Annotated in this window: 14 protein-coding genes; 3 read left to right on the forward strand and 11 right to left on the reverse strand. The window is 66.6% G+C overall.

What is annotated here, in order from left to right:
* Window positions 1–14: 14 nt before the first annotated feature.
* Together QXK92_RS23470 and QXK92_RS23475 are read left to right on the forward strand one after the other, a co-directional pair.
* Complete coding sequence (locus tag QXK92_RS23470; RefSeq protein ID WP_306245656.1) at window positions 15–1430, forward strand: class II fumarate hydratase; 1416 nt, start codon at window positions 15–17, stop codon at window positions 1428–1430.
* Window positions 1431–1526: 96 nt separating this feature from the next.
* On the forward strand, window positions 1527–2552 hold the full coding sequence (locus QXK92_RS23475; RefSeq protein WP_306245657.1) for a hypothetical protein: 1026 nt from the start codon (window positions 1527–1529) through the stop codon (window positions 2550–2552).
* On the opposite strand, the gene QXK92_RS23480 is transcribed toward QXK92_RS23475, so the two are convergent.
* From QXK92_RS23480 to glyA, 5 genes are all read right to left on the reverse strand, one after another.
* A complete protein-coding gene (locus QXK92_RS23480; protein ID WP_306246450.1) occupies window positions 2521–3981 on the reverse strand; it encodes an adenylate/guanylate cyclase domain-containing protein in 1461 nt (486 codons plus the stop codon). The genes QXK92_RS23475 and QXK92_RS23480 overlap by 32 nt on opposite strands.
* Window positions 3982–4033: 52 nt before the next feature.
* A complete protein-coding gene (locus QXK92_RS23485; RefSeq protein WP_306245658.1) occupies window positions 4034–4909 on the reverse strand; it encodes a polysaccharide deacetylase family protein in 876 nt (291 codons plus the stop codon).
* A gap of 127 nt (window positions 4910–5036) precedes the next feature.
* On the reverse strand, window positions 5037–6338 hold the full coding sequence (locus QXK92_RS23490; RefSeq protein ID WP_306245659.1) for a PhoH family protein: 1302 nt from the start codon (window positions 6336–6338) through the stop codon (window positions 5037–5039).
* A gap of 230 nt (window positions 6339–6568) precedes the next feature.
* Window positions 6569–7396, reverse strand: a complete 828-nt coding sequence (locus QXK92_RS23495; RefSeq protein ID WP_306245660.1) for an acyl-ACP desaturase — start codon at window positions 7394–7396, stop codon at window positions 6569–6571.
* Window positions 7397–7550: 154 nt separating this feature from the next.
* Window positions 7551–8831 (reverse strand): serine hydroxymethyltransferase, encoded by a 1281-nt coding sequence (gene glyA / locus QXK92_RS23500; protein ID WP_306246452.1) that lies wholly within the window; start codon window positions 8829–8831, stop codon window positions 7551–7553.
* Between the two features lie 133 nt (window positions 8832–8964).
* Between glyA and coaA the strand changes: the two genes are divergently transcribed.
* Complete coding sequence (coaA, locus tag QXK92_RS23505; RefSeq protein ID WP_306245661.1) at window positions 8965–9903, forward strand: type I pantothenate kinase; 939 nt, start codon at window positions 8965–8967, stop codon at window positions 9901–9903.
* Between the two features lie 6 nt (window positions 9904–9909).
* Here coaA and QXK92_RS23510 read toward each other — a convergent pair whose 3' ends face one another.
* From QXK92_RS23510 to QXK92_RS23535, 6 genes are all read right to left on the reverse strand, one after another.
* Window positions 9910–11607, reverse strand: coding sequence for a PE family protein (locus QXK92_RS23510; protein ID WP_306245662.1), 1698 nt, complete (start codon window positions 11605–11607; stop codon window positions 9910–9912).
* 280 nt (window positions 11608–11887) lie between these two features.
* Entirely contained in the window at window positions 11888–12301 is a 414-nt protein-coding gene (locus QXK92_RS23515; RefSeq protein ID WP_306245663.1) for a hypothetical protein, read from the reverse strand.
* Between the two features lie 148 nt (window positions 12302–12449).
* Window positions 12450–13544: a methyltransferase gene (locus QXK92_RS23520; RefSeq protein WP_306246454.1), complete on the reverse strand. Its 1095-nt coding sequence runs from the start codon at window positions 13542–13544 to the stop codon at window positions 12450–12452.
* 29 nt (window positions 13545–13573) lie between these two features.
* Window positions 13574–14944 (reverse strand): hypothetical protein, encoded by a 1371-nt coding sequence (locus tag QXK92_RS23525; protein ID WP_306245664.1) that lies wholly within the window; start codon window positions 14942–14944, stop codon window positions 13574–13576.
* Window positions 14945–15065: 121 nt separating this feature from the next.
* The gene (locus QXK92_RS23530; RefSeq protein WP_306245665.1) at window positions 15066–19526 is read right to left on the reverse strand and encodes a PPE family protein; all 4461 of its coding nucleotides are present in this window, start codon (window positions 19524–19526) and stop codon (window positions 15066–15068) included.
* 93 nt (window positions 19527–19619) lie between these two features.
* Window positions 19620–23291: a PPE family protein gene (locus QXK92_RS23535; protein ID WP_306245666.1), complete on the reverse strand. Its 3672-nt coding sequence runs from the start codon at window positions 23289–23291 to the stop codon at window positions 19620–19622.
* Between the last annotated feature and the right edge of the window lie 19 nt (window positions 23292–23310).

Here is a 23310-nt window from a genome sequence, read left to right on the forward strand (position 1 = left end):
CAAGGATCTTATCTATGGCCGATTCAGGCGCTCCCGAAGGCGAATACCGCATCGAGCACGACACCATGGGCGAGGTCCGGGTGCCGGTGAACGCGTTGTGGCGCGCGCAAACCCAGCGCGCGGTGGAGAACTTCCCGATCTCGGGTCGCGGTCTGGAGCGCACCCAGATCCGCGCGCTGGGTCTGCTGAAAGGCGCCTGCGCGCAAGTGAACAAGGACCTCGGACTGCTGGCCGCGGAGAAGGCCGACGCCATCATCGCCGCGGCCGCCGAGATCGCCGACGGCAAGCACGACGACCAGTTCCCCATCGACGTCTTCCAGACCGGTTCGGGCACCAGCTCGAACATGAACACCAACGAGGTGATCGCGTCGATCGCGGCGGCCAACGGGGTGAAGGTGCACCCCAACGACGACGTCAACATGTCGCAGTCGTCCAACGACACGTTCCCGACCGCGACCCACATCGCGGCCACCGAGGCCGCGGTGCGTCATCTCATCCCCGCCCTCGAGGTGCTGCAGGGCGCGTTGTCGGCCAAGGCACTCGAGTGGCAGACGGTAGTCAAGTCCGGACGCACCCACCTGATGGATGCCGTCCCGGTGACTCTCGGCCAGGAGTTCAGCGGGTATGCGCGCCAGATCGAGGCCGGCATCGAGCGGGTGCGGTCGACCCTGCCCCGGCTGGGTGAGCTGGCGATCGGCGGCACCGCGGTCGGCACCGGCCTCAACGCCCCCGAAGGATTCGGCGTCCGGGTGGTGGCGGTGCTGGTCGAATCGACGGGACTGTCCGAGTTGCGCACGGCGACAAACTCTTTCGAGGCGCAGGCGGCCCGCGACGGGCTGGTCGAGGCGTCCGGCGCGCTGCGCACCATCGCGGTGTCCCTGACCAAGATCGCCAACGACATCCGGTGGATGGGCTCGGGCCCGCTGACCGGCCTTGCCGAAATCCAGCTGCCGGACCTGCAGCCGGGCAGCTCGATCATGCCGGGCAAGGTGAATCCGGTTCTGCCCGAAGCGGTTACCCAGGTGGCCGCGCAGGTGATCGGTAATGACGCCGCGGTCGCGGTCGGCGGCTTGTCGGGCGCCTTCGAGCTCAACGTCTACATCCCGATGATGGCCCGCAACATCCTCGAGTCGTACAAGCTGCTGACCAACGTGTCGAGGCTGTTCGCGGACCGGTGCATCACCGGACTGGTCGCCAACGTCGAGCACCTGCGCGAGCTGGCCGAGTCCTCGCCGTCGATCGTGACCCCGCTGAACTCGGCCATCGGGTACGAGGAGGCGGCCGCGGTGGCCAAGCAGGCCCTCAAGGAGCGCAAGACGATCCGCCAGACCGTCATCGACCGCGGCCTGATCGGCGACAAGCTGTCCGAAGAGGAACTCGACCGCCGCCTCGACGTGTTGGCGATGGCCAAGGTCGAACCGGTCGATTAGGCCGGATGTTGCCGAGCCGCAGGTACCCTGCGGTGGACGCGGTTGTGTGGCTATCTCAGCGTGGAGGCGGCCGGTGAGAGTAAGGGTGATTCAGCAATGACGGTTCCCCCCGGCGGTCCCTACGGTCAGGATCCTTACGGTCAGGACCCCTACGGCGCGAATCCGTATGGGCAACAACCGTATTGGGGCGGTCAGCCGCAGGGCCAGCCACCCGGACAGCCGCAGGGCCCACCCCCCGGGCAGCCGCAGGGCCCGCCTGGCTCCTACCCCTATCCCCCGCCGGGCGGTCAGTACCCGCCGGGCACCGACCCGTACGGCGTCCCCGGCGGCTACCCGCCCCAGCAATTCGGTCCGCCCGGACAGCCCGGCTGGCAGCCGGGGGGCTACCCGCCGGGTCCGCCGCCGTCGGGCGGGAATTCCAAGCTGCCGTGGCTGATCGTCGCCGGCATCGCGGTACTGGGCGTCATCGTGCTGGTCGTGATCCTGGTGGTCTCCCTGGGCAGCAAAGGAAACGAGTCGCCGACGGCCGGCCCGTCCGGGACGACGAGCGCACAGACGTCGGGGCCGGATACGTCGATGCAGACCGCGACGGACTGCACTCCCAACGTCTCCGGCGGCAACAAGCCCACCGGCGACACGGTGTCGGCCGGCAAGCTGTCGTTCCCCACGAGCGCGGCGCCCGGGTGGCAGCCGTACGTGGACGACCAGAACCCCAACTTGATCGACGCGGTCGGCCTGGGCGCGGAGGTGCCTAACGCGAGCCAGTGGATGATGCAGGTCGAGGTCGCCGTCACCAACTTCGTCACCAGCATGGACGTCAACGCACAGGCGTCGAAGTTGATGGACTGCGTCGCCAACGGCCCCGGCTACGTGCAGTCGAATCCCACGCTGGGCCCGAAGAAGACGTCGTCGATGACGGTCGACGGGGTCAAGGCCGCCCGGGTCGATGCCGACGTCTCGATCGCCGACACCACCCGCGGGGTGAAGGGCGACACCGTGACGATCATCGCCGTCGACACCAAACCGGTCACCATCTTCCTGGCCGCGACTGCGATCGGGGACAAGGCTTCAGCGGCCATTGTCGACAAAGTCATTGCGTCACTGAAGGTTTCAAAGAAATAGTCGGCGTCCACACGTGCGTCGGCTCGGACCGGCCGCGCAGCACCGTGGAATAGCATTCGTCCCAGCGTGCGCGCTCGGACTGCCCGGCGCGGTCGATCGCCGCACCTGAGCACAGGATCCGGCGGTCGGAGGTCTTGGCGAGGTCGGCCAATCGCGCGGCCTCGTTGACCGCGTCACCGATCACCGTGTATTCGTAGCGGTTTTCGGCACCGATGTTGCCGGCGAAGACCCGTCCGGCGGAGACGCCGATACCGAAGTCCACCATCGGCAGCAGACGCAGTTTGTCGCCCAGGGCACGCCCGGTGCCCAACGCCGCCGCAGCCGGCTCATTGGTGCGCAGTGGCGCGCCGAAGATGACGAGTGCGGCGTCACCCTCGAATTTGTTGATGAGGCCGCCGAATTCGTCCACGGTGTCCACGACGATGCGGAAGAAGTCGTTGAGCAACTGGGCAACCTGTTGCGGCGGAAGGCTTTCGGTGAGCTTGGTGGAACCGACCAGATCGATGTAGAGGACCGCGGCTTCCACCACATCGCCGGACAGGGTGGCGCCCTCCTCGAGGGCACGCCGCGCGACGTCGGGCCCGACATGTCGGCCGAACAGATCCCGGAGCCGGTCGCGTTCCTCGAGCCCGCTGACCATCCGGTTGAATCCGCTTTGCAGTCGCCCGATCTGGGACCGCTCGTATACGCCCACGTGCGTGTCGATGTGGCCGTGCTCGACCTCGGCCATCGCGTCGGCGACTTCGGCGACCGGGTCGGAGATCGACCGCGATGTCAGGATCATGGTCGGCATTCCCAGCAGGAGCGCCGCCAGCGACACCACCAGGATCGGCACGTCCAACGAGTTGGACCGCTCGACCAGCCAGCCGGTGGAGCGCATCACCACGAACGCCGCGATCACCCCGATTGGCAATGCGCTGCACAGAAACCAGAGCAGAACGAGCCGCGCGAAGACGCCCGGCACCATCAGTCGCGGCTCGCAACCGCGCGTCGCGGCGCTCATGATCGGCCGCAGGGTGCGCTGGGCGAGTAATAGACCCGTACCGGCGGCCGCGGCACCCCCGATCAGCACGCCGAGCGAGATTGGCACCATGACGGCGGTTCCGCCATCGGTGTTCGGCAGGATGACGATCACGCCGCACACAGCCCACGTCCCCGCCAACAAGGCCGATTGCCGCCCCGCGAGTTTCATCGCCGCGTCGCGTTGCGCGGGTGTCGGTTCGTGACCGGCGGTGTACCAGCGCAGCGTGGGCGCCAGAATCATGGGCCCGATGACCGCAACCGAGATGGTTCCCAGCACGATCAGCACCGCCACCAGGCCGGTGTTCTTCTCGGCGAAGTCGGCGTTGGCCACCGCAGGGCTATGACCCCTCATCGGGATCAGGATGGCGGCCGAGTCGGCCACCGCGATGATGTAGCCGAGCGCCAGGTCGATGGCGTATTGGATTGACAGCCGCAGAGCAGACTTCGGCGACGCTGCCCTAGGCACCGTTGTTCGGCCCGCCCGAGTTCTGCCCGGGAATGTCGGTGATCGGGAAATTGGGCATCGGCTTGGGCGAGGGGGTGTTGGGCAGGGGCGGGATATCACCGGGAGGAATATCGTGCAGCTCGTTGACCGGCGGCCCGTTCTCCCGGCTGCCGTAGCTGCTGCCGGGCGCCCGCGGCCCCAGCAACTCGCTGACCGTCACCATCCGGTAGCCGTTCGCCTTGAGTACCGGGATGAACTGATAGATCAGATCGACGGTGCTCGAGTAGGTGTCGTGGAACAGCACCACCGAGCCAGGTTTGATCTGCGCCATCAGCACCTGTCGCGTCGCCGCGGTGTTGGAATCGTTAGCCCAGTCGAAAGGGATCACGTCCCAGAGGATTTCCGCGAGGCCGAAGGTTCCGGCCGTCTGCCGGACAGCCGGGTTCGACAGCCCGCCGGCGGGCCGGTACAGCGACGGCTTGCGGCCGGTCGCGGCGACGATCGCGTCGTTGGCGCGGGAGAACTGGCCGGCGATGTCCTCGGGCGGGATCGTCGTCATGTTGGGGTGTTCCCACGTGTGGCTGCCGAGCTCCATGCCGGCGTCCACGACCCGTTTCGCCCCGGCCGGATTCGCCGCCACCTTGTTGCCGATCTCGAAGAACGTCGCTTTGGCGTCGTTGTCCTTCAGGATCTGCAGCAGCCGGTCGGTGTAGGGGCTGGGGCCGTCGTCGAAGGTGAGCGCGACACACTTGACCGCGGCGCAGCTCTGGTCGTCAGCACGCGTGACGTGGCCGGTGAGACCACCGATCACCAGCACCCCGGCCGCGACAACGACGCCGAAGACCATGCGCCAGTAGCGCCAGGCCTGATTGTCGGGTCGTTTCGGCACCAGGGAAGTTTACCGAACGTCTCGCACCGAACCCTGAAGACGAACGTGCCGTGACGGCGTTGAGCCTGCGTAATGGGTGCGATTCGCGCGGTTTTCCCGCCTTGCACGCAGAGTCAACGCCCAGGTATCAGTGTGGCCCGGCGATTTCCTCGAGCATCTCGGTGACCAGCGCGGCGATCGGCGACCGCTCGCTGCGCAGCAGCGTGATGTGGGCGAACAGCGGGTGCCCCTTGAGCTTCTCGATCACCGCGGCCACCCCGTCGTGGCGGCCGACCCGCAGGTTGTCGCGCTGCGCGATGTCGTGGGTCAACACCACCCGCGAACCGGTGCCCAGCCGGGACAGCACGGTCAGCAGCACGTTGCGTTCCAGCGACTGGGCCTCGTCGACAATGACGAACGAGTCGTGCAACGACCGGCCGCGGATGTGGGTTAGCGGCAGGACCTCGAGCATGCCGCGGGACAGCACCTCGTCCAGCACGGCCGGGCTGGCCAGCCCTTCGAGGGTGTCGAAGACGGCTTGGGCCCAAGGGCCCATCTTGTCGCTCTCGCTGCCGGGCAGGTACCCCAGTTCCTGGCCGCCGACGGCGTACAGCGGGCGGAAGACGACCACCTTGCGCTGGGTCCGCCGTTCCAGCACCGCTTCCAATCCGGCACACAGCGCCAGAGCGGACTTTCCGGTGCCCGCCTTGCCGCCGAGCGACACGATGCCCACCGATTCGTCCAGCAGCAGGTCCAGAGCCACCCGCTGCTCGGCGGAGCGGCCGCGCAGGCCGAAGACCTCGCGGTCACCCCGCACCAGTTGTACGCGTTTGGCCGGGGTGACCCGGCCCAGCGCGTGCGAGCTGCCGCCCAGCAAGCGAATCCCGGTGTGGCACGGCAGGTCCCGGGCCTCGGCCAGGTCGATCTCCCCGTCGGCGAACAGGGCGGCGATGTCCTCGGCAGCGGTCTCGACCTCGCGCATGCCGGTCCATCCGGACACCACGACATCCTGCGCGTGATACTCGTCGGCCGGCAGACCAATCGCAGCGGCCTTGACCCGCAGCGGAATGTCCTTGCTCACCAACGTCACTCGCTTGCCTTCGGCGGCGAGGTTGGCGGCACAACTCAGGATCCGGGAGTCGTTGCTGTCGGTCCGGAAGCCCGAGGGCAGCACCGACGGGTCGGTGTGGTTGAGTTCGACGTGCAGTGAACCACCCTCTGCACCAACCGGAATGGGCTGGTCGAGCCGACCGTGTTCCAGCCGCAGATCATCGAACAGGCGCAACGCCTGACGGGCAAACCAACCCAGTTCGTGGTGGTGGCGCTTGGCTTCGAGTTCGCTGATTACCACCAGCGGAACTACCACCTCATGCTCGGCGAACCGGCTGCAGGCCCACGGGTCGGACAGCAGAACGGAGGTGTCGAGCACGTACGTCCGGGTTTCGGTCACGGGGCGCTCCTCGAGCGAATGACGCTCGGGCGGACCCACGCGAGCGTGTCGGCGGGGGCCGCGGCACCAGGACCGGGGCCGGTCCTGCCGTTGGTGTGACGAAGGTGCCGCCCTGGCAGCAAAGCAGATCGCTGGCCATCACCGGCGACGCTACTCCGGTGGCCACGCCCCTGCAGTGCAGGCGCGCCGAGACGCTATCGAGACACGCAAACGCAACAAATGCCGGCGGGCTAGTCGGTGACGAACTGCTTGAGCGCCGGCTCGTCGGCCAGGCCCCACGCGGTGATGCGCTCGGAGATCACCTGCTGTAACTGACCGCGGTCGAAGATTCCCGCCTCGGCCACCGCCTTGATCTTGTCCTGGTAGGCGTCGATGTCGGCGCCCGGGACGTCGAGGTCGGCAGCGCGGGCGGCGATCGCGGCGATCACCTCGTCACGGGAGTAGTCCAGCAGGTGGGCGACCAGGTTGGCGAAGAACTCCTCTTGCCGCGCTTCGTCCCTGGCGATCCGGTCGATCAGACCGGCCAGGATCGGCTCCTCGATTTGAGCGGCGAGGTTGCGGCAGAAGGTGCCGTAGGTGCGCTCCGAGAAGGTCATGTAGACCAGCGTGTCGATCTGCGAGTACTTCTCGGTGCGGTAGCCCTTCATCACGTACTGGACGCGGGCGTTCTCGTTGGCGGTCGGGTCGACCTCGCGGGTCACCACCAGGTACTCCCGCAGCGCGATGGCGTGCAGGTGCTCCTCGGCGGTCCACCGGCCGATCCAGCGGCCCCAGTAGTCCTCGAGGATGAAGGCCTCGACGAACTCGCGGTGGTGGGCCGCCAGGTTGTCCTTGAGCAGCAGCATGATCTCGCAGGCGTCCGTGATCGGGCGAGGCAGCGTGGCCTGGGACGGGTCCCAGTCGCGCCCGCCGAGGAACGCGAAGTTCTCGCCGCGGTCGAACGGTACGTAGTCGTGGGCGAACCAGATCTCTTCGGTGGCGAGGTGGTGGGCCAGGAGGGACTCCACCAAGGGCTCGAGTTCGAGAGTCAGCGCATTAGCGACAGGTTTCTGTGCCATGCGGTTACTGTAACCCGCATTCACAGGTTCTTTCAAATTTCCGCGGGCGTGTCGCGCCTCACTGTCGCGACCAGACGCAAAGTCCCCCTTTTCGCACGAAAAGGGGGACTTTGTCGCGTGGTAGCTCCCGCCTGCGCGGGACTGCCCGGCAGGCTCAGCGCCCGACGAGACCCCAATCCTCGATCCCCTCGTACAGCGGGAACTCCCTGGCCAGCCGGGCCACCCGGGCGCCCAGTTCGGCGACGTCCGCCGCGCCGCCGGCGGCCAGCGCGGTCGCGATGATGTCGGCCACCTCGGAGAACTCGGCGTCCCCGAAACCGCGGGTCGTCAAAGCCGGCGTCCCGATCCGCAAACCGGACGTCACCATCGGCGGCCGCGGGTCGTTCGGGACGGCGTTGCGGTTGACCGTGATCCCGACCTCGTGCAGCAGATCCTCGGCGGCCTGACCATCCAGCGGGGAGTTACGGAGGTCGACCAGGACGAGGTGCACGTCGGTGCCGCCGCTGACCACCGACACCCCCGCTTTGGCGACGTCATCGGCCATCAGCCGGTCGGCGATGATGCGCGCCCCCGACAGGGTGCGCTGCTGACGCTCGGCGAACTCAGGTGTCGCGGCGATCTTCAGCGCCACGGCTTTGCCGGCGATGACATGCATCAGCGGTCCGCCCTGCTGGCCGGGGAACACCGCCGAGTTGATGGCCTTGGCGTAATCCTGCTTGCCCAGGATCATGCCCGAGCGGCCGCCGCCGAGCGTCTTGTGAATGGTGGTCGACACCACGTCGGCGTACGGCACCGGCGAGGGGTGCAGGCCGGCGGCGACCAGACCGGCGAAGTGCGCCATATCGACCCACAACTTGGCATCCACCTCGTCGGCGATCGACCGGAACGCCGCGAAGTCGAGAATCCGGGGATAGGCGGACCAGCCGGCGATCAGGACCTTGGGACGGAACTCCAGCGCCTGAGCCCGCACGGCGTCCATGTCGACCAGATGCGTCGTCGGATCGACACCGTAAAAGGCGTTCTCGTACAGCTTGCCGGAGAAGTTCAGCCGCATGCCGTGGGTCAGGTGGCCGCCGTTGGCCAGGTCGAGACCAAGGAGCCGCTCGCCCGGTGACATCAGCGCGTGCAGCACCGCGGCGTTGGCCTGCGCACCCGAATGGGGCTGCACGTTGGCGAAGTCGGCGCCGAACAGCGCCTTGGCGCGGTCGCGGGCGATGTTCTCTACCACGTCGACGTGCTCGCAACCGCCGTAGTAGCGCCGGCCGGGCAGGCCCTCGGCGTACTTGTTGGTGAGCACGCTGCCCTGCGCCTGCAGGATCGAGCGCGGCACGAAGTTCTCCGACGCGATCATCTCGAGGGTGTCGCGTTGCCGCCCGAGCTCCTTACCCAGAAGCTCGGCGATATCGGGGTCGACCTCGGCGAGCGGTGCGGACATAACGGACGAAGCGACGCGGGCGCCAGGAGTAGCAGTCACGGAGTCAGTCTATCGAGACACGTGTTTCCCAGCCGAGTCGCGTTTTGACCAGCCCCACCGTCAGTGCCGCCTTCGTTACTGAGAGACTGGCACCATGCCGCGGCCGAGCGAGCCGAGCCCCTATGTCGAGTTCGACCGACGGCAATGGCGCGCGCTCCGGATGTCGACGCCACTGGCACTCACCGAAGAAGAACTGGTCGGGCTGCGCGGCCTCGGTGAGCAACTCGACCTGCTGGAAGTCGAAGAGGTCTACCTTCCGCTGGCCCGTCTGATCCACCTTCAGGTGGCTGCGCGGCAGCGGCTGTTCGCGGCCACCGCGGAATTCCTCGGCGAACCGCAGCAGAACCCGGACCGCCCGGTGCCGTTCATCATCGGGGTCGCGGGCAGCGTGGCCGTGGGCAAATCCACCACGGCGCGCGTGCTGCAGGCGCTGCTGGCCCGCTGGGACCACCATCCCCGGGTGGACCTGGTGACCACCGACGGATTCCTCTACCCGAACTCCGAGTTGGAACGACGAAACCTGATGCACCGCAAGGGTTTTCCGGAGAGCTACAACCGCCGGGCGCTGATGCGATTCGTCACGTCGGTGAAGTCCGGATCGGATTACGCCTGCGCGCCGGTCTATTCACACCTGCGCTACGACATCATTCCCGGCGCCAAACACGTGGTGCGGCATCCCGACATCCTGATCCTGGAAGGGCTCAACGTCCTGCAAACCGGGCCGACACTGATGGTGTCGGACCTGTTCGACTTCTCGCTGTACGTCGACGCCCGGATCGAGGACATCGAGCAGTGGTACGTGTCGCGGTTCCTGGCGATGCGCAGCACCTCGTTCGCCAACCCGGAGTCGCACTTCCACCACTACTCGGCGCTGTCCGATTCGCAGGCGGTCGTGGCGGCGAAAGAGATCTGGCGGTCGATCAACCGGCCCAACCTGGTCGAGAACATCCTTCCGACGCGGCCCCGGGCCACCCTGGTGCTACGCAAGGACGCCGATCACGCCATCAACCGGCTGAGGCTGCGCAAGCTGTAGGCCGGGTCAGCCGTGAGCGCCCGGTTGGCCGAACAGAATGCCAGCGATGCCGCCATTCGCGCCTGCGCCCGCATCCCCGGACGGAGCACCGAGGCCGCCGGCACCGCCGGACCCGCCGGCCCCGCCGTTACCGATCAGCCTGGCGTTGCCGCCCGCTCCGCCGTCGCCGCCGTCGCCGCCTTGCGCGGCCAGCCCCTGGAAGAGCCCACCGGCCCCGCCGCCGCCACCGGCGCCGCCATTGCCGTAGAACAGTCCGGCAACACCGCCGACGCCGCCGTTGCCACCGTTGCCGGCGCTGATACCGGTGCCGAAGACCGCGCTACCACCCAATCCACCAAAGCCGCCGGCCCCGCCGCTGCCGAAGAGCAGGCCGGCGTTCGCGCCGTTACCACCATTTCCACCCACCCCACCGGTATTGGACGTCTCGCCGGTACCGCCGTTGCCACCGCTGCCGCCGTTGCCCCACAGCCGGGAGACACCGCCGTTGCCGCCGTTACCCCCGGCCAGGGCCTGGCTCGCATTGATCGCGCCGCCCATGCTCCCGCCTGCGCCGCCGTTGCCGCCGTTGCCGAAGATCGCAACACCGCCGTTTCCACCGCTGCCAGGCGCGGCGTTATCTCCGTCGCCGCCGTAACCGCCGGAACCCGCGTCGCCGAACAAACCGGCATTGCCGCCGTTGCCGCCTGATCCACCGGTACCGCCGAACTGGGCGGTTGCGCCGTTACCCCCGTGTCCACCGGCACCGTAGAGCCAACCGGCATCGCCACCCAGCCCGCCGTTGCCGCCGCCGCTCGAGATGCTGGCGAGACCGCCGGCGCCACCTGCTCCGCCGTTGCCGATCGTCCATGCGTGGCCGCCGACGCCACCCGCGCCAGCTCCGACACTGGCCCCGCCCAGGCCGCCCGTGCCGCCGGCACCTCCGTCGCCGTAGAGATACCCGCCGTTGCCACCCGCGCCGCCGGCCCCACCGGGCCGACCTGCTCCGGTGCCGCCTTCGCCACCGTGCCCACCGATGCCACCGCTACCCCACAAGCCCGCGTTGCCGCCGGCTCCACCGACACCGCCGGCACCCGCACCGAAGAACGCTCTGGGTCCGGCGTCGCCGCCATTCCCGCCGCTTCCGTATAACCACCCGCCGTTGCCACCTGCGCCGCCGTTCTGGGCGTTACCCGTGACGGTGTTGGTTCCGCCTGCTCCGCCGGCGCCGCCGTTGCCGATCAATCCGGCGTTTCCGCCGGCGCCGCCGGCCTGGTTGGCTCCGCCGGTGCCCCCGGCACCGCCGTTGCCGTAGAGAATTCCGCCATCACCACCACGCATCCCGGGGCCGCCGTTCGCGCCATCCCCGATCAGCGGGCGATTGAACAGCGCCATTGTCGGAGCGTTGATCACACCGAGCACGTCGGTCGGCAAGCTCTCGGCGGCGTTCAACGCCTCGGCGGCGGCATAAGCACCACCGGCACCGGTCATGGTTGCCACGAACTGCTGATGGAATGCCGCCGCCTGGGCGTTGACCATCTGATATGCCTGCGCGTGCCCGGAGAACAAAGCCGCCAGCGCCGCAGACACCTCGTCCGCGCCGGCAGCGGCGACCGCCGTCGTAGGTGCGGCCGCCGCCGCAGCGGCCTCGCTGAGCGAAGAACCGATTCCTGCCAGATCGGACGCAGCCTGAGCCACGAATTCTGGGGCGGCAATGAGAAATGACATCGCTTGTCCTATCGCTATCGTCGAGCCGGCACGCGAAAATCACCCGAAGTATGGACTGTTCGCGGCGCCATCGTCGTGAATTCGACAGGTCACTAATAAACCCGTAGAAATTCGGTACTGCAGACACAGATTGACCCAGCGGGCACCGCCGTGGCATCGGGCAGAGTGCACAAATCCGATTTGCGTCGACGTGCACTGTGCACAAGTGCTTCAACAGGCCGAGCGGGGCTGCGCACCGCAACGCTCAGGCGGTGGCAACCCCGCTCGGCGGGAAGGGGAATCACGCTGCCAGGCGGCGCACTCCCAGGTACTGCAGGCCCGCGAACACCAGCGTGTAGAGCCCGCTGGCCAGCGTCGCGGCCACCCCGATCGATGTCATCGGCACCAGCTCCGCGGCGACGACCGCCGCGACGGTGTAGACCAGGTTTGCCGCGACGACGCCGAGTCCAGCGCGCCGCAGGTTCGGCAGCGCGGCCAGGCTGAACACCGCCAGTCCGTACAGAACGAAAAAGGCGCCCATGCTGTATTCCTGGCCGGACGTCAGACCGGTCAGCCGCGAAACGGGATCGGCGGCGACGGCGACGGCCAGCCCCATCAATCCGGTCAGGGTGGCATCAGCGCGCATCGCGAATCGAAGCAGCGAGTCGTTGGAGTCGGATAGCGGGCGGCGCTGCACACCGGAAATTGCGGTCATGTTCGGATCTCCTCGGCATTGGGGCGTTGATACGGGTCGAACACGTCCGACGGTGCCGGTTATCCACTGCCAGATCGACGCATGGCGCTGCCAGTTACTGCCACCAAACTGATGACCAGGAGTTTTCTCCGAATTTTTGGTCGGCCGGTCAGACGGCCCGCGCCTCCACGATCCCGAAGGGCGAGGCGGTTTCCACCACTCGCGTCATCTGGAAGCCGGCCCGTTGCAGGAGGCGGCCGTACTCGGACTCGGTGCGCTCGCGGCCATCGACCATGACCAGCATCTCCAAGTCGATCCACTTCGCCGGGATGTCGCGGTCGTGATCGGGAATGACCTGCTCCAGCAGCAGGACGTGGCTGCCCGGCGCTGCCGCCTTGCGCACGTTGGCGAGAATGCGGACTGCCTCGTCGTCAGGCCAGTCGTGAATGATGTTCTTGAGCACGTAGACGTCGCCACCGCCCGGTAGGTCGTCGTCGAAGAAGGATCCCTCCGCGATGCGCACCCGGTCTTCGACCCGGTGTTCGCGAAGTTCGGCCGGGGCGCCGGCAACCACCTGCGGTTGGTCGAAGAGGATGCCGCGCGCGTGCGGCGCCGAGTTGAGAATCGCGGCCAGCAGCCGGCCATGCCCTCCCCCGACGTCGACGACGGTGGAGTAGCCGCCGAAGTCGTATGCCGCGACCAGTGGCGCGATCGACAGGTCAGAGGTGCTTGTCATGGCCTGGTTGAAGATCTCCGACAGTTGGGGCTCGCTGGCCAGGTATTCGAAGAATGGCTTACCTCGTAATTCCGAGACCACGGAACGTCCGCTGCGAATAGCGTCGGCCAGCCCGCTCCAATGCTCGCGTTGCTGCGGCGCGCCCACAAACCGGGCCATGCCGGCCAACGACACGTCGGCGTCCGTGCGCAACGCCTCTGCCAAGGGATTCAACTCAAAGCGGCCGTCGCGTCGCTGCCGGAACACACCACGGCCGATCAGCGCCCGAAGCAGGCGACCGACCGCATCGGCGTTCGCGCCGACCGCCTCCGCGAGTTCGTCGGGAGTCAACGGACCGGCGGCCAGGGCGTCCGCAATGCCGAGCTCGGCCGCCGCGGCGACCGCCTGGGCTACCCACGCGTTCAGAATCAGTTCCATCATCGCAGCCGGGGCCGGCACCATCCGCCGGTGCAGGCGGGCCAGCCGGTCGCGGAGCAGCTCGACTGCTCGGACAGCGCGGGCGGGCGGCATTTTGTCTGGCACAGAAATCTCCGTGGTGTCGGCGGGTTGCGCCGGGATCAGTCGCTGGAAACCGTGACCCGGCCGCGTAGGTCGGCGGCGATCAAGCGCGCTGCCGCGTTCTGCCAATTGTGCAATGAGCGCTGCGGTACCTCGGTGACCAGCCACTGCCAGGCCTGTCGCGCCGTCGGATCCAGCCCGGCGGCCGTCGCGTTCTGCGCGTACGCGCGCACGCCGACGACGTAAGGGAAATACAGCGAGTTGTAGTAGCGCCACTCCTCCGTGGTGCCGAAGTCGCCGGCGTCGCGGGGCTTGAGCCTGGCGATGCCGTCCGCGAGCACTGCCTTGAGTTCGTTGGCCCGCTCCACCGGATGGTCGGGCGCGCCGCGGGCGGCCAGGCGCTCGTCGATCACCGGCAACGCCGTGAGCGGGCTCGCGACCAGTTTGGTCAGGTCGCGGTAATGGCCCAACGCGCGACGGGTGAGCCGAACGAATGAGTCGTCGTCCACCTCGACCAGAGGGTCCTTCGAGCGCAACGGCAGTGCCGCCCCTGCGTCGCGCAGCACCGCCCGGTCGGCCCGCAGCTCGGGTGAGCGGGAGAACGCCAGCCGGTCCAGGACCGCGGCGAGCGGGTCGGCCAGCACCTGGACGGTGATCGCCACCGCCAGGCTGGTGAACAGCAGCACCGTCATCGCGGTCTGCGCCGTGGGTTCGGCGCGGGTGACGGCGAGCCCGATCAACGCCTGACCTCCGAACAGCACCGAAACCGCCGAGCAGCCGACGAAGGAGCGCAGCATGTCGGCGCGCAATGCCTGCCCTTCGTCGAAGGCGTCCCAGACGGCCACCGCCACCCCGAGCAGCAGCACGTCGAATCCGGTGGACGCCAGCGCAATCCAGCTCGGCACCAGCCCGAGCGGGATGATCAGGATGGCATTGGCCAGCGCGAAGAACAGCGTCGCGATCACCACGGCTCCGGTCACGGGCGCGGGCCGCGCGGGCCGCAGGACCTTCGCGGCCATCGCTCCCAGCGTGGAGACCGAGATGACCCCGAACATCAGCCAGTGCCCCAGCCGGAGCGGTCCGGTGACACTGCCGGCCACGTTCGCGGCCACCAATGTCAGCGCCGCGACGGTGCCGATCAGGAGCACCTCGCCGGTTCGGCCCCGGGTGCTGTCGGCAGGGCGGGCCAGTTCGACCAGCACCGCAAACCAGGCGACGCTGGGGACCGCGACCAGGTACACCTCAAGCCGACTCAGCAGCTCGGCGTGCGTGAGGCTGGTGGTCCGCACCGCGTCCAGGGCCACCACCGACGCGAAGCCGCAGAGCCCGATCGAGGCCAGCACGAGCACCGGCTTGCGCGGGTCGCGGGCCAGCAGATACAGCCCCAGCCACCCGCTCAGCGTGAACACCACCGCCGACAGCGCAGCCATGGATCCAGTCTGTCACGCCGCTCTTCGCCACTCTCTGAGTGCGGCTACCCGACCGGTGCGCGGCCCACACGCCTAACCAAGGCGCGCCTACCGACTGCACCCACTGCCGCCCCACGCGCCGCTACGTTGTGGTGACGACGAGGCCACCCTGGATCGGCGAGATAGCCGCCAGCGCCGCCTGCAGCGCCTCCATTTGGCCGTTCCAGAAGCCGGAGACCTGGCTGCCGATGTTGCCGACGCCGGAGATCAGGGCCGAGGTGTTGGCGGCCAGCGTGCTGGTGTTGGCGACACCGGAGATGGCGGTGCCGAGGTTCTGGAAGCCCGACAGCACCGAACCGGAGTTGTACCAGCCCGACGTCAGCGCCCCGTTGGCGTTGGCGAAGCCCGAACTCAGATCGCTGGAGTTGAAGAAGCCGGAAGAACCGATGGCACCTCCGTTGAAGTACCCCGAGGACACCGACGAGTTCCCGATACCGATCTGCCCCGGCAGCGTCACGTTGAGCCGGCCGAGGAGCGTCATGTCGAAAGGTATCCGTATGTCCGCGCCGACCACGAGACTTTCGAAGACGATCGCATTGACGCGGATGGGGGTTATCGATGGGGACAGGAGGGTTCCAGCGACAGGGATATTCCCGACAATAGGAGCGGTTACCGTCACGTTGACCGCGATGTTGAACTGAGGGATCGGTTGGATGGTGATGGGGTCGATCTGACCGGTGATCGGGATCGCTAGGTTGGTAGCCGCCACCAGGTTGATCGGAATCGCCGGGAGATCGATTGCGATGGTCGGACCCTGCAACCCTTGGCCGTCGGCCAGATGGAAGGAACCGACGTTCGTGCTGCCGGTGTTGAAGGAACCGGTGTTGAGGTCGCCTGAGTTGGCGAAGCCGGTGTTGATGCTGCCGCCGTTGAAGCTTCCGGTGTTCAGATCGCCCGGGTTGGCATCACCGGTGTTGAAGCTGCCGGCGTTGAAACTGCCCGTGTTGTTGCTGCCGGTGTTGCCGAAGCCGGTGTTGTAGCTGCCGGTGTTGCCGATACCGGTGTTGCCGACGCTGGTGTTACCGATGCCGGTGTTGTAGTCACCGGCGTTGCCGATGCCGGTGTTGCCGGTGCCGGAGTTGAAGAAGCCGCGGTTACCGGTGCCCGAGTTGAACAAGCCGACGTTGTCGGTGCCCGCATTCAACCCGCCGAAGCCCGAGTTGCCGCTACCGAGCAACCCGATACCGGAGTTGTTGTCACCCCAGTTCGCCAAGCCGATGTTGCCGTTGCCGAAGTTGCCGAAGCCGATGTTGCCGCTGCCGGTATTGCCGAACCCGATGTTGCCGCTGCCGGAGTTGCCGAAGCCGATGTTGCCATCACCGAGGTTGCCGAACCCGAAGTTGTTGCTGCCCAGATCGCCGAACCCGAAGTTCAGGTTGCCCAGGTTGCCGCCGCCGAAGTTGTTGGCGCCCACGTTGCCCAAACCGAAGTTCAACTGCCCGATGTTGCCCCCACCCACATTCAGGCCACCCTGGTTGCCCAGGCCGATGCTCAAGGTGGTGAAGTCGGTCACCGCGTTGTGGAAGACCCCAGAGACCTGGCTGCCGACATTGCCGAAGCCAGAGATGACCGCCGCCTGCGACGCCTCCAACGAACTCGCGTTGAACCAGCCCGACATGCTGTTGCCCAGGTTGCGCATGCCCGACGCCAAGTCGCCCACGTTGCCCATACCCGAGGCACCCAGCCCCATGTTCTGCCACCCCGAACTGCCCGCGCCCACATTGAAGAAGCCCGAGGAACTGCCCGTGCCGCTGTTGAAGAATCCCGACGACGGGGCACCCGTCGTGTTACCGATGCCCGGGCCCGCCGGGATCGAGATCGGAATATCGATCGGGCCGACGGTGCCGGAGATGCCGGCAAACAGTGTGTATGTCGGGCCGCCGACGAGCAAGTTCAGCCGTGGTCCGCTGATCGTGATGGTCGGAACATTGATGGGACCGACGGTGGAGTTGGCGGTCACGTTGCTGATACCGGTGATCGCGATCTGGGGAACGGTGAACGGCACAGTGGTGATGTCGAATGTGCCACCGGAGATCGTCGCGCTCAACGGGACTCGCAGGCCGAAGTCCACGGGAATCTGGTCGATGTGGATCGAGTAGGAAAAACCGGTCATGCCCTGGGCGTCGCCCCGGACGAAAATCCCGTTGTTCATGTTCCCGGGGTTGAACAGGCCGGTGTTGATGTCCCCGGAGTTGCCGATGCCGGTATTCAGGTTGCCGGTGTTGAACCACCCGGTGTTGGTGTCGCCGCTGTTGAAGTCACCGCTGTTGAAGCTGCCCTCGTTGAAGCTTCCGGTGTTGTAGCTGCCGCGGTTACCGATCCCGGTATTGAAGTTGCCCGGATTGAACAGACCTGTGTTGGCGGTGCCGGAGTTACCGATGCCGGTGTTGTAGCTACCGGTATTGAACAACCCCGAGTTGCCCACGCCTTCGTTGAAAATGCCGCGCAGATCAACCCCGGAGTTGGCGATACCGATGTTGCCGTTACCGGTGTTGCCGAATCCGATGTTGTTATCCCCGGTGTTGCCGAACCCGATATTGCCGGTACCGGTGTTGCCGAAGGCGTCGGCGACAGCGGCCGTCGCAGCAGCAGGACTCACCGCCAGCAGACCGTTCAATTTGGCCGACAGACCCGTCCCGCTCAGCACGCTACTGATGGCCGGGTTGCTCAACAGGCTGCCAAGGTGCCCGGAGTTGAGCAGGCCGCTCACCGAGGGGCTGCTCAGCAGCGTGCTGACCACCGGGCTGCTCAACAAGGTGCTCACCGAGGGGCTGCTCAGCAGTGTGGTCACCGCCGGGCTGCTCAGCAGATTGGTCACCGCCGGGGTGCTGAACTGGCTGACGAACGCCTCGGAATACACCCAGGCGTTGAACACCGGCGAACTCGACAAGTTGGTCACCACGGCCTCGAGGCCACCGTGGGAGTTGACGTAATTGGTGATCTGGTTCAGCGAGAAGTTCCCCCACGGCGTCGACAACGTCTGCGCGGCCGCACTCGCCCCGCCCGTGCCACCCACCCCCCACTGCGACAACAAGTTGCTCAGGCTGCCGCCGTTGGTCAGCTGCACACCACTGAGCAGGCTGCTCACCGTCGGATTGCTCAACAACCCACTCAGCGCCGGGCTGCTCAACACGCTGCCCACCGTCGGGCTGCTCAACAGGGTGCTCACCGTCGGACTGCTCAACACAGCGCTCACCGCGGAGCTGCTCAGCAGATTGGTCACCGAGGAACTGCTCAGCAGATTGGTCACCGCAGGGCTGCTCAGCTGGCTGGCCAACGCACCGGAATTCACCCAGGCGTTAAACGCCGGCGAGTTCGACAAGTTCGTTAACACGGCCTGCAGACCACCGTGAGAGTTGACGTAGTTGGTGATCTGGTTCAGCGAGAAGTTGCCCCACGGAGTCGACAACGTCTGCGCGGCGGCACTCGGCCCGCCGGTGCCCACACCCAATTGGTTCAGCGCACTGCTCACGTCGCCGGTGCTCAGATGCAGGCTGCTCAGCAGGCTACTCACCGACTTGCTGCTCAACAGACTGCTCAGGCTCTTGCCGCTCACCAAGCTGCTCACCGCCGGGCTGCTCAGCAGGCTGCTCACCATCGGACTGCTCAACAAGCCGCTCAGGCCGCCAGTGCTGATCACGCTGTTGAGGACCCCGCTGCTCAGGACGCCACCGAGACCACCGGTGGACAGACCCGTCACCAGCGACTGCATGTTCGAGCCGCCGAAGTGACCCCACGACCCGAAGTTGTGGCGACCCCACTGTGCCGCGGCCGCCGCGCCGCCGGTGCCGATGCCACCCAGGTTGTGCAGGTTCAGGTTGGCGAAGGTTCCGGTGCCGAGCCGCAGACTGCTCAGCACACCACCCAGGTTGAAACCGCCCAGCAGGCTGCCCAGCTTCAGCCCGCCCAGATTCCCCGAACCCAGGCTTGCGACGACGGCCTTGACGCCCGCGCCGCCCCCGGCCAAGCCGGACAGCCGCGAGACCGCCGCATTCATCAGACCACCCGCCCCGGCCAACTGACCCAACGTCAACTTAGTGAACGGCGTCAGCGCCGCCGCCGCCGCCGCAGCCCCACCGTGATAGCTCAACATCGCCACCACGTCCTGAGCCCAGAACTCCTCGTACACCGCCTCCGCCGCCGCGATCGCCGGCGCATTCTGCCCGAAGATATTCGACAACACCAACGACACGAACGAATTCCGGTTGCCCGCGATGACCGCCGGATGCACAATCATCGACCGCGCCGCCTCATACACCGACACCACAGTCCGAGCTTGGGAGGCCGCCTGCTCAGCCGCCGCACCCGCCGCACTCAACCACGCCGCATACGGCGTCGCCGCCGACCTCATCGCCACCGACGCCGGGCCCTGCCAGTATCCGTCAACAAGCCCCGAAGTCACCGACTCGAAAAACGACGACGCCGAACCCAACTCGGAAGCCAACCCAGACCAGCCCGCCGCCACACCCAGCAACGGAGCCGACCCAGCGCCGGCAAGAATCCGCGCCGAATTGATCTCGGGTGGCAAAGTCAGAAAACTCACCGGCTCAGACCTCTTCCTTACATAGCAGGAAAGCTTCTCTGGGGTAATGGGTGCTGCAGAACAACGCCCGGCCGTCCGGGGCGGGGAAGTACGTCATCGGCTGGCCACCCAGTCCGCCAGCGTCTGCTGCAACGCATCCATCTGGCCGTTCCAGAAGCCGGAGACCTGGCTGCCGATGTTGCCGACGCCGGACATGAACGCCGCGCCGTTGACGGTGCTGGTGTTGGCGACACCGGAGATGGCGGTGCCGAGGTTCTGGAAGCCCGACAGCACCGAACCGGAGTTGTACCAACCCGACGTCAGCGCCCCGTTGGCGTTGGCGAAGCCCGAACTCAGATCGCTGGAGTTGAAGAAACCGGAAGAACCGACCGAACCGCCGTTGAAGTAGCCCGAGGACACCGACGAGTTCCCGATACCGACCAGCGGCGGGAACGTGAGGTTGAGTCGGCTGGGGCCCCCCAACTGGAGGGGTACCTGTACGTTCGCCCCGACCATGAGGTCGTTCAGGACGATCGGGTTGACGACGATGGGACCTATCGGTGGGACCACTAGGGTTCCATTGAAAGGGATATTGATAGTGAAAATGATCGTGGCGCTTGCCACCACGTTGACCGGGATCGAGAGCTCAGGGGTAAAGACGGTGATCGGGTCGATCTGACCGGTGATCGGGATCGCCACGTTGGCACCCGCCGACAGGTTGATCGGAATCGCCGGGACATCGATCGCAATGGTCGTACCCATCTGGCCGTCGGCCAGATGGAAGGAACCGACGTTCGTGCTGCCGGTGTTGAAGGAACCGGTGTTGAGGTCGCCTGAGTTGGCGAAGCCGGTGTTGATGCTGCCGCCGTTGAAGCTTCCGGTGTTCCGATCGCCCGGGTTGGCATCACCGGTGTTGAAGCTGCCGGCGTTGAAACTGCCCGTGTTGTTGCTGCCGGTGTTGCCGAAGCCGGTGTTGTAGCTGCCGGTGTTGCCGATACCGGTGTTGCCGACGCTGGTGTTACCGATGCCGGTGTTGTAGTCACCGGCGTTGCCGATGCCGGTGTTGCCGGTGCCGGAGTTGAAGAAGCCGCGGTTACCGGTGCCCGAGTTGAACAACCCGACGTTGTCGGTGCCCGCATTCAACCCGCCGAAGCCCGAGTTGCCGCTACCGAGCAACCCGATACCGGAGTTGTTGTCACCCCAGTTGGCCAAGCCGATGTTGCCGTTGCCGAAGTTGCCGAAGCCGATGTTGCCGCTGCCGGAGTTGCCGAACCCGAAGTTGCCGTCGCCCAGGTTGCCGAACCCGAAGTTGTTGCTGCCCAGGTCACCGAAACCGAAGTTGTAGTCGCCGAGGTTGCCGCCGCCGAAGTTGAAGCCGCCCACGCTGCCGAAGCCGACGTTCAGGTCGCCGATGTTGCCCCCACCCACATTCAGGCCACCCTGGTTGCCCAGCCCGATGCTCAAGGTGGTGAAGTCGGTCACCGCGTTGTGGAAGACCCCAGAGACCTGGCTGCCGACATTGCCGAACCCCGAGACGACCGCCGCCTGCGACGCCTCCAACGAGCTCACGTTGAACCAGCCCGACATGCTGTTGCCCAGGTTGCGCATGCCTGACGCCAAGTCGCCCACGTTGCCCATACCCGAGGCACCCAGCCCCATGTTCTGCCACCCCGAACTGCCCGCGCCCACATTGAAGAAGCCCGAGGAACTGCCCGTGCCGCTGTTGAAGAATCCCGACGACGGGGCACCCGTCGTGTTACCGATGCCCGGGCCCGCCGGGATCGAGATCGGAATATCGATCGGGCCGACGGTGCCGGAGATGCCGCCGAACAGGGTGTATCCCGGGCCGCCGACGACCAAGTCCAGCCGTGGCCCGCTGATCTCGATGGCCGGAACATTGATGGGACCGATGGTGGAGCCGTTGTTGATGGCGCTGAGAGGGCTGAGATTGATCGCCCCGATGGTGTACGGCAAAGTGCTGATGGGGAATGTGCCACCGGACAACGTGAAGTTAAGCGGGACTCGCAGGCCGAAGTCCACGGGAATCTGCTCGATGCGGACCGTGTAGGAAAAACCGGTCATGCCCTGGGCGTCGCCCCGGACGAAAATCCCGTTGTTCATGTTCCCGGGGTTGAACAGGCCGGTGTTGATGTCCCCGGAGTTGCCGATGCCGGTATTCAGGTTGCCGGTGTTGAACCACCCGGTATTGGTGTCGCCGCTGTTGAAGTCACCGCTGTTGAAGCTGCCCTCGTTGAAGCTTCCGGTGTTGAAGCTGCCGCGGTTACCGATACCGGTGTTGAAATTGCCCGGATTGAACAGACCTGTGTTGGCGGTGCCGGAGTTACCGATGCCGGTGTTGTAGCTACCGGTATTGAACAACCCCGAGTTGCCCACGCCCTCGTTGAAAATGCCGCGCAGATCAACACCGGAGTTGCCGAAGCCGATGTTGCCGTTACCGGTGTTGCCGAACCCGATGTTGTTATCCCCGGTATTGCCGAACCCGATATTGCCGGTACCGGTATTACCGAAGACGTCGGTGACCGCGGCCGTCGCGGCCGCCAACGGACCGCCACCCGTATAGCCGGCACTCAGGCTCTGCAACAGGCCGCTCAGCTGCAGACCACTGCTCGAGCTCAGCACGGTGCGGACCAAGCTGTTCAGGCCACCGCTGTTCACCACGGCTGTCGCGGTCGTCGAATTCAGCACGCTGCTCAACAAGCCGTTCGCGCCAGGGTTTGACAGCGCCGCGCTAACGGCGTTGGTCAGCACGGGGCTGTTTGCGGCGGTGTACACCGCCTGACTGACCGCCTGGCTACTGAGCACGTTGGTCAGCGCCGTCGTGAAATTGGCATTGCTGAGCAGGCCAGTCACCATCTTGGTCAGACTGGGGCTGTTGAGCACCGTGGTCACCAGGCCAGTCACATTCGGCGAGCCGGCTACCTGAGTCAGCAGGTTCTCCCAGCCGCCGACGCTGAGCTGACGACCCCACGAACCACCAAAGGACGCGAAGCCGCGACCGGAGGACGCGGCCGCCGCGAGCACGCCGCTACCCGTGCCGCCCCAACCGAAGGCCTGCAGGTTCAGATTCGCCAGGCCCCCGGTGCCCACACCGCGCAAAATGCTGCCCAGGTCAACCCCACCGACCTTGATACCGCCCAGCAAACTGCTCAAGTTCCCGGATCCACCACGCGCCGCAGCTGCGACGGCGGTCGCCAGCCCCGACGCCTGCGCGGCTACCGCCTTGACCACGCCACTGCCGCCCAGGGCCAGCGGCAACTTCGTGAACGGCGTCAGCGCCGCCGCCGCCGCCGCAGCCCCACCGTGATAGCTCAACATCGCCACCACGTCCTGAGCCCAGAACTCCTCGTACACCGCCTCCGCCGCCGCGATCGCCGGCGCATTCTGCCCGAAGATATTCGACAACACCAACGACACGAACGAATTCCGGTTGCCCGCGATGACCGCCGGATGCACAATCATCGACCGCGCCGCCTCATACACCGACACCACAGTCCGAGCTTGGGAGGCCGCCTGCTCAGCCGCCGCACCCGCCGCACTCAACCACGCCGCATACGGCGTCGCCGCCGACCTCATCGCCACCGACGCCGGGCCCTGCCAGTATCCGTCAACAAGCCCCGAAGTCACCGACTCGAAAAACGACGACGCCGAACCCAACTCGGAAGCCAACCCAGACCAGCCCGCCGCCACACCCAGCAACGGAGCCGACCCAGCGCCGGCAAGAATCCGCGCCGAATTGATCTCGGGTGGCAAAGTCAGAAAACTCACCGGCTCAGACCTCTTCCTT

Origin of the sequence: Mycobacterium sp. TY815, assembly GCF_030755135.1 — a bacterium.
Lineage (GTDB): Bacteria > Actinomycetota > Actinomycetes > Mycobacteriales > Mycobacteriaceae > Mycobacterium.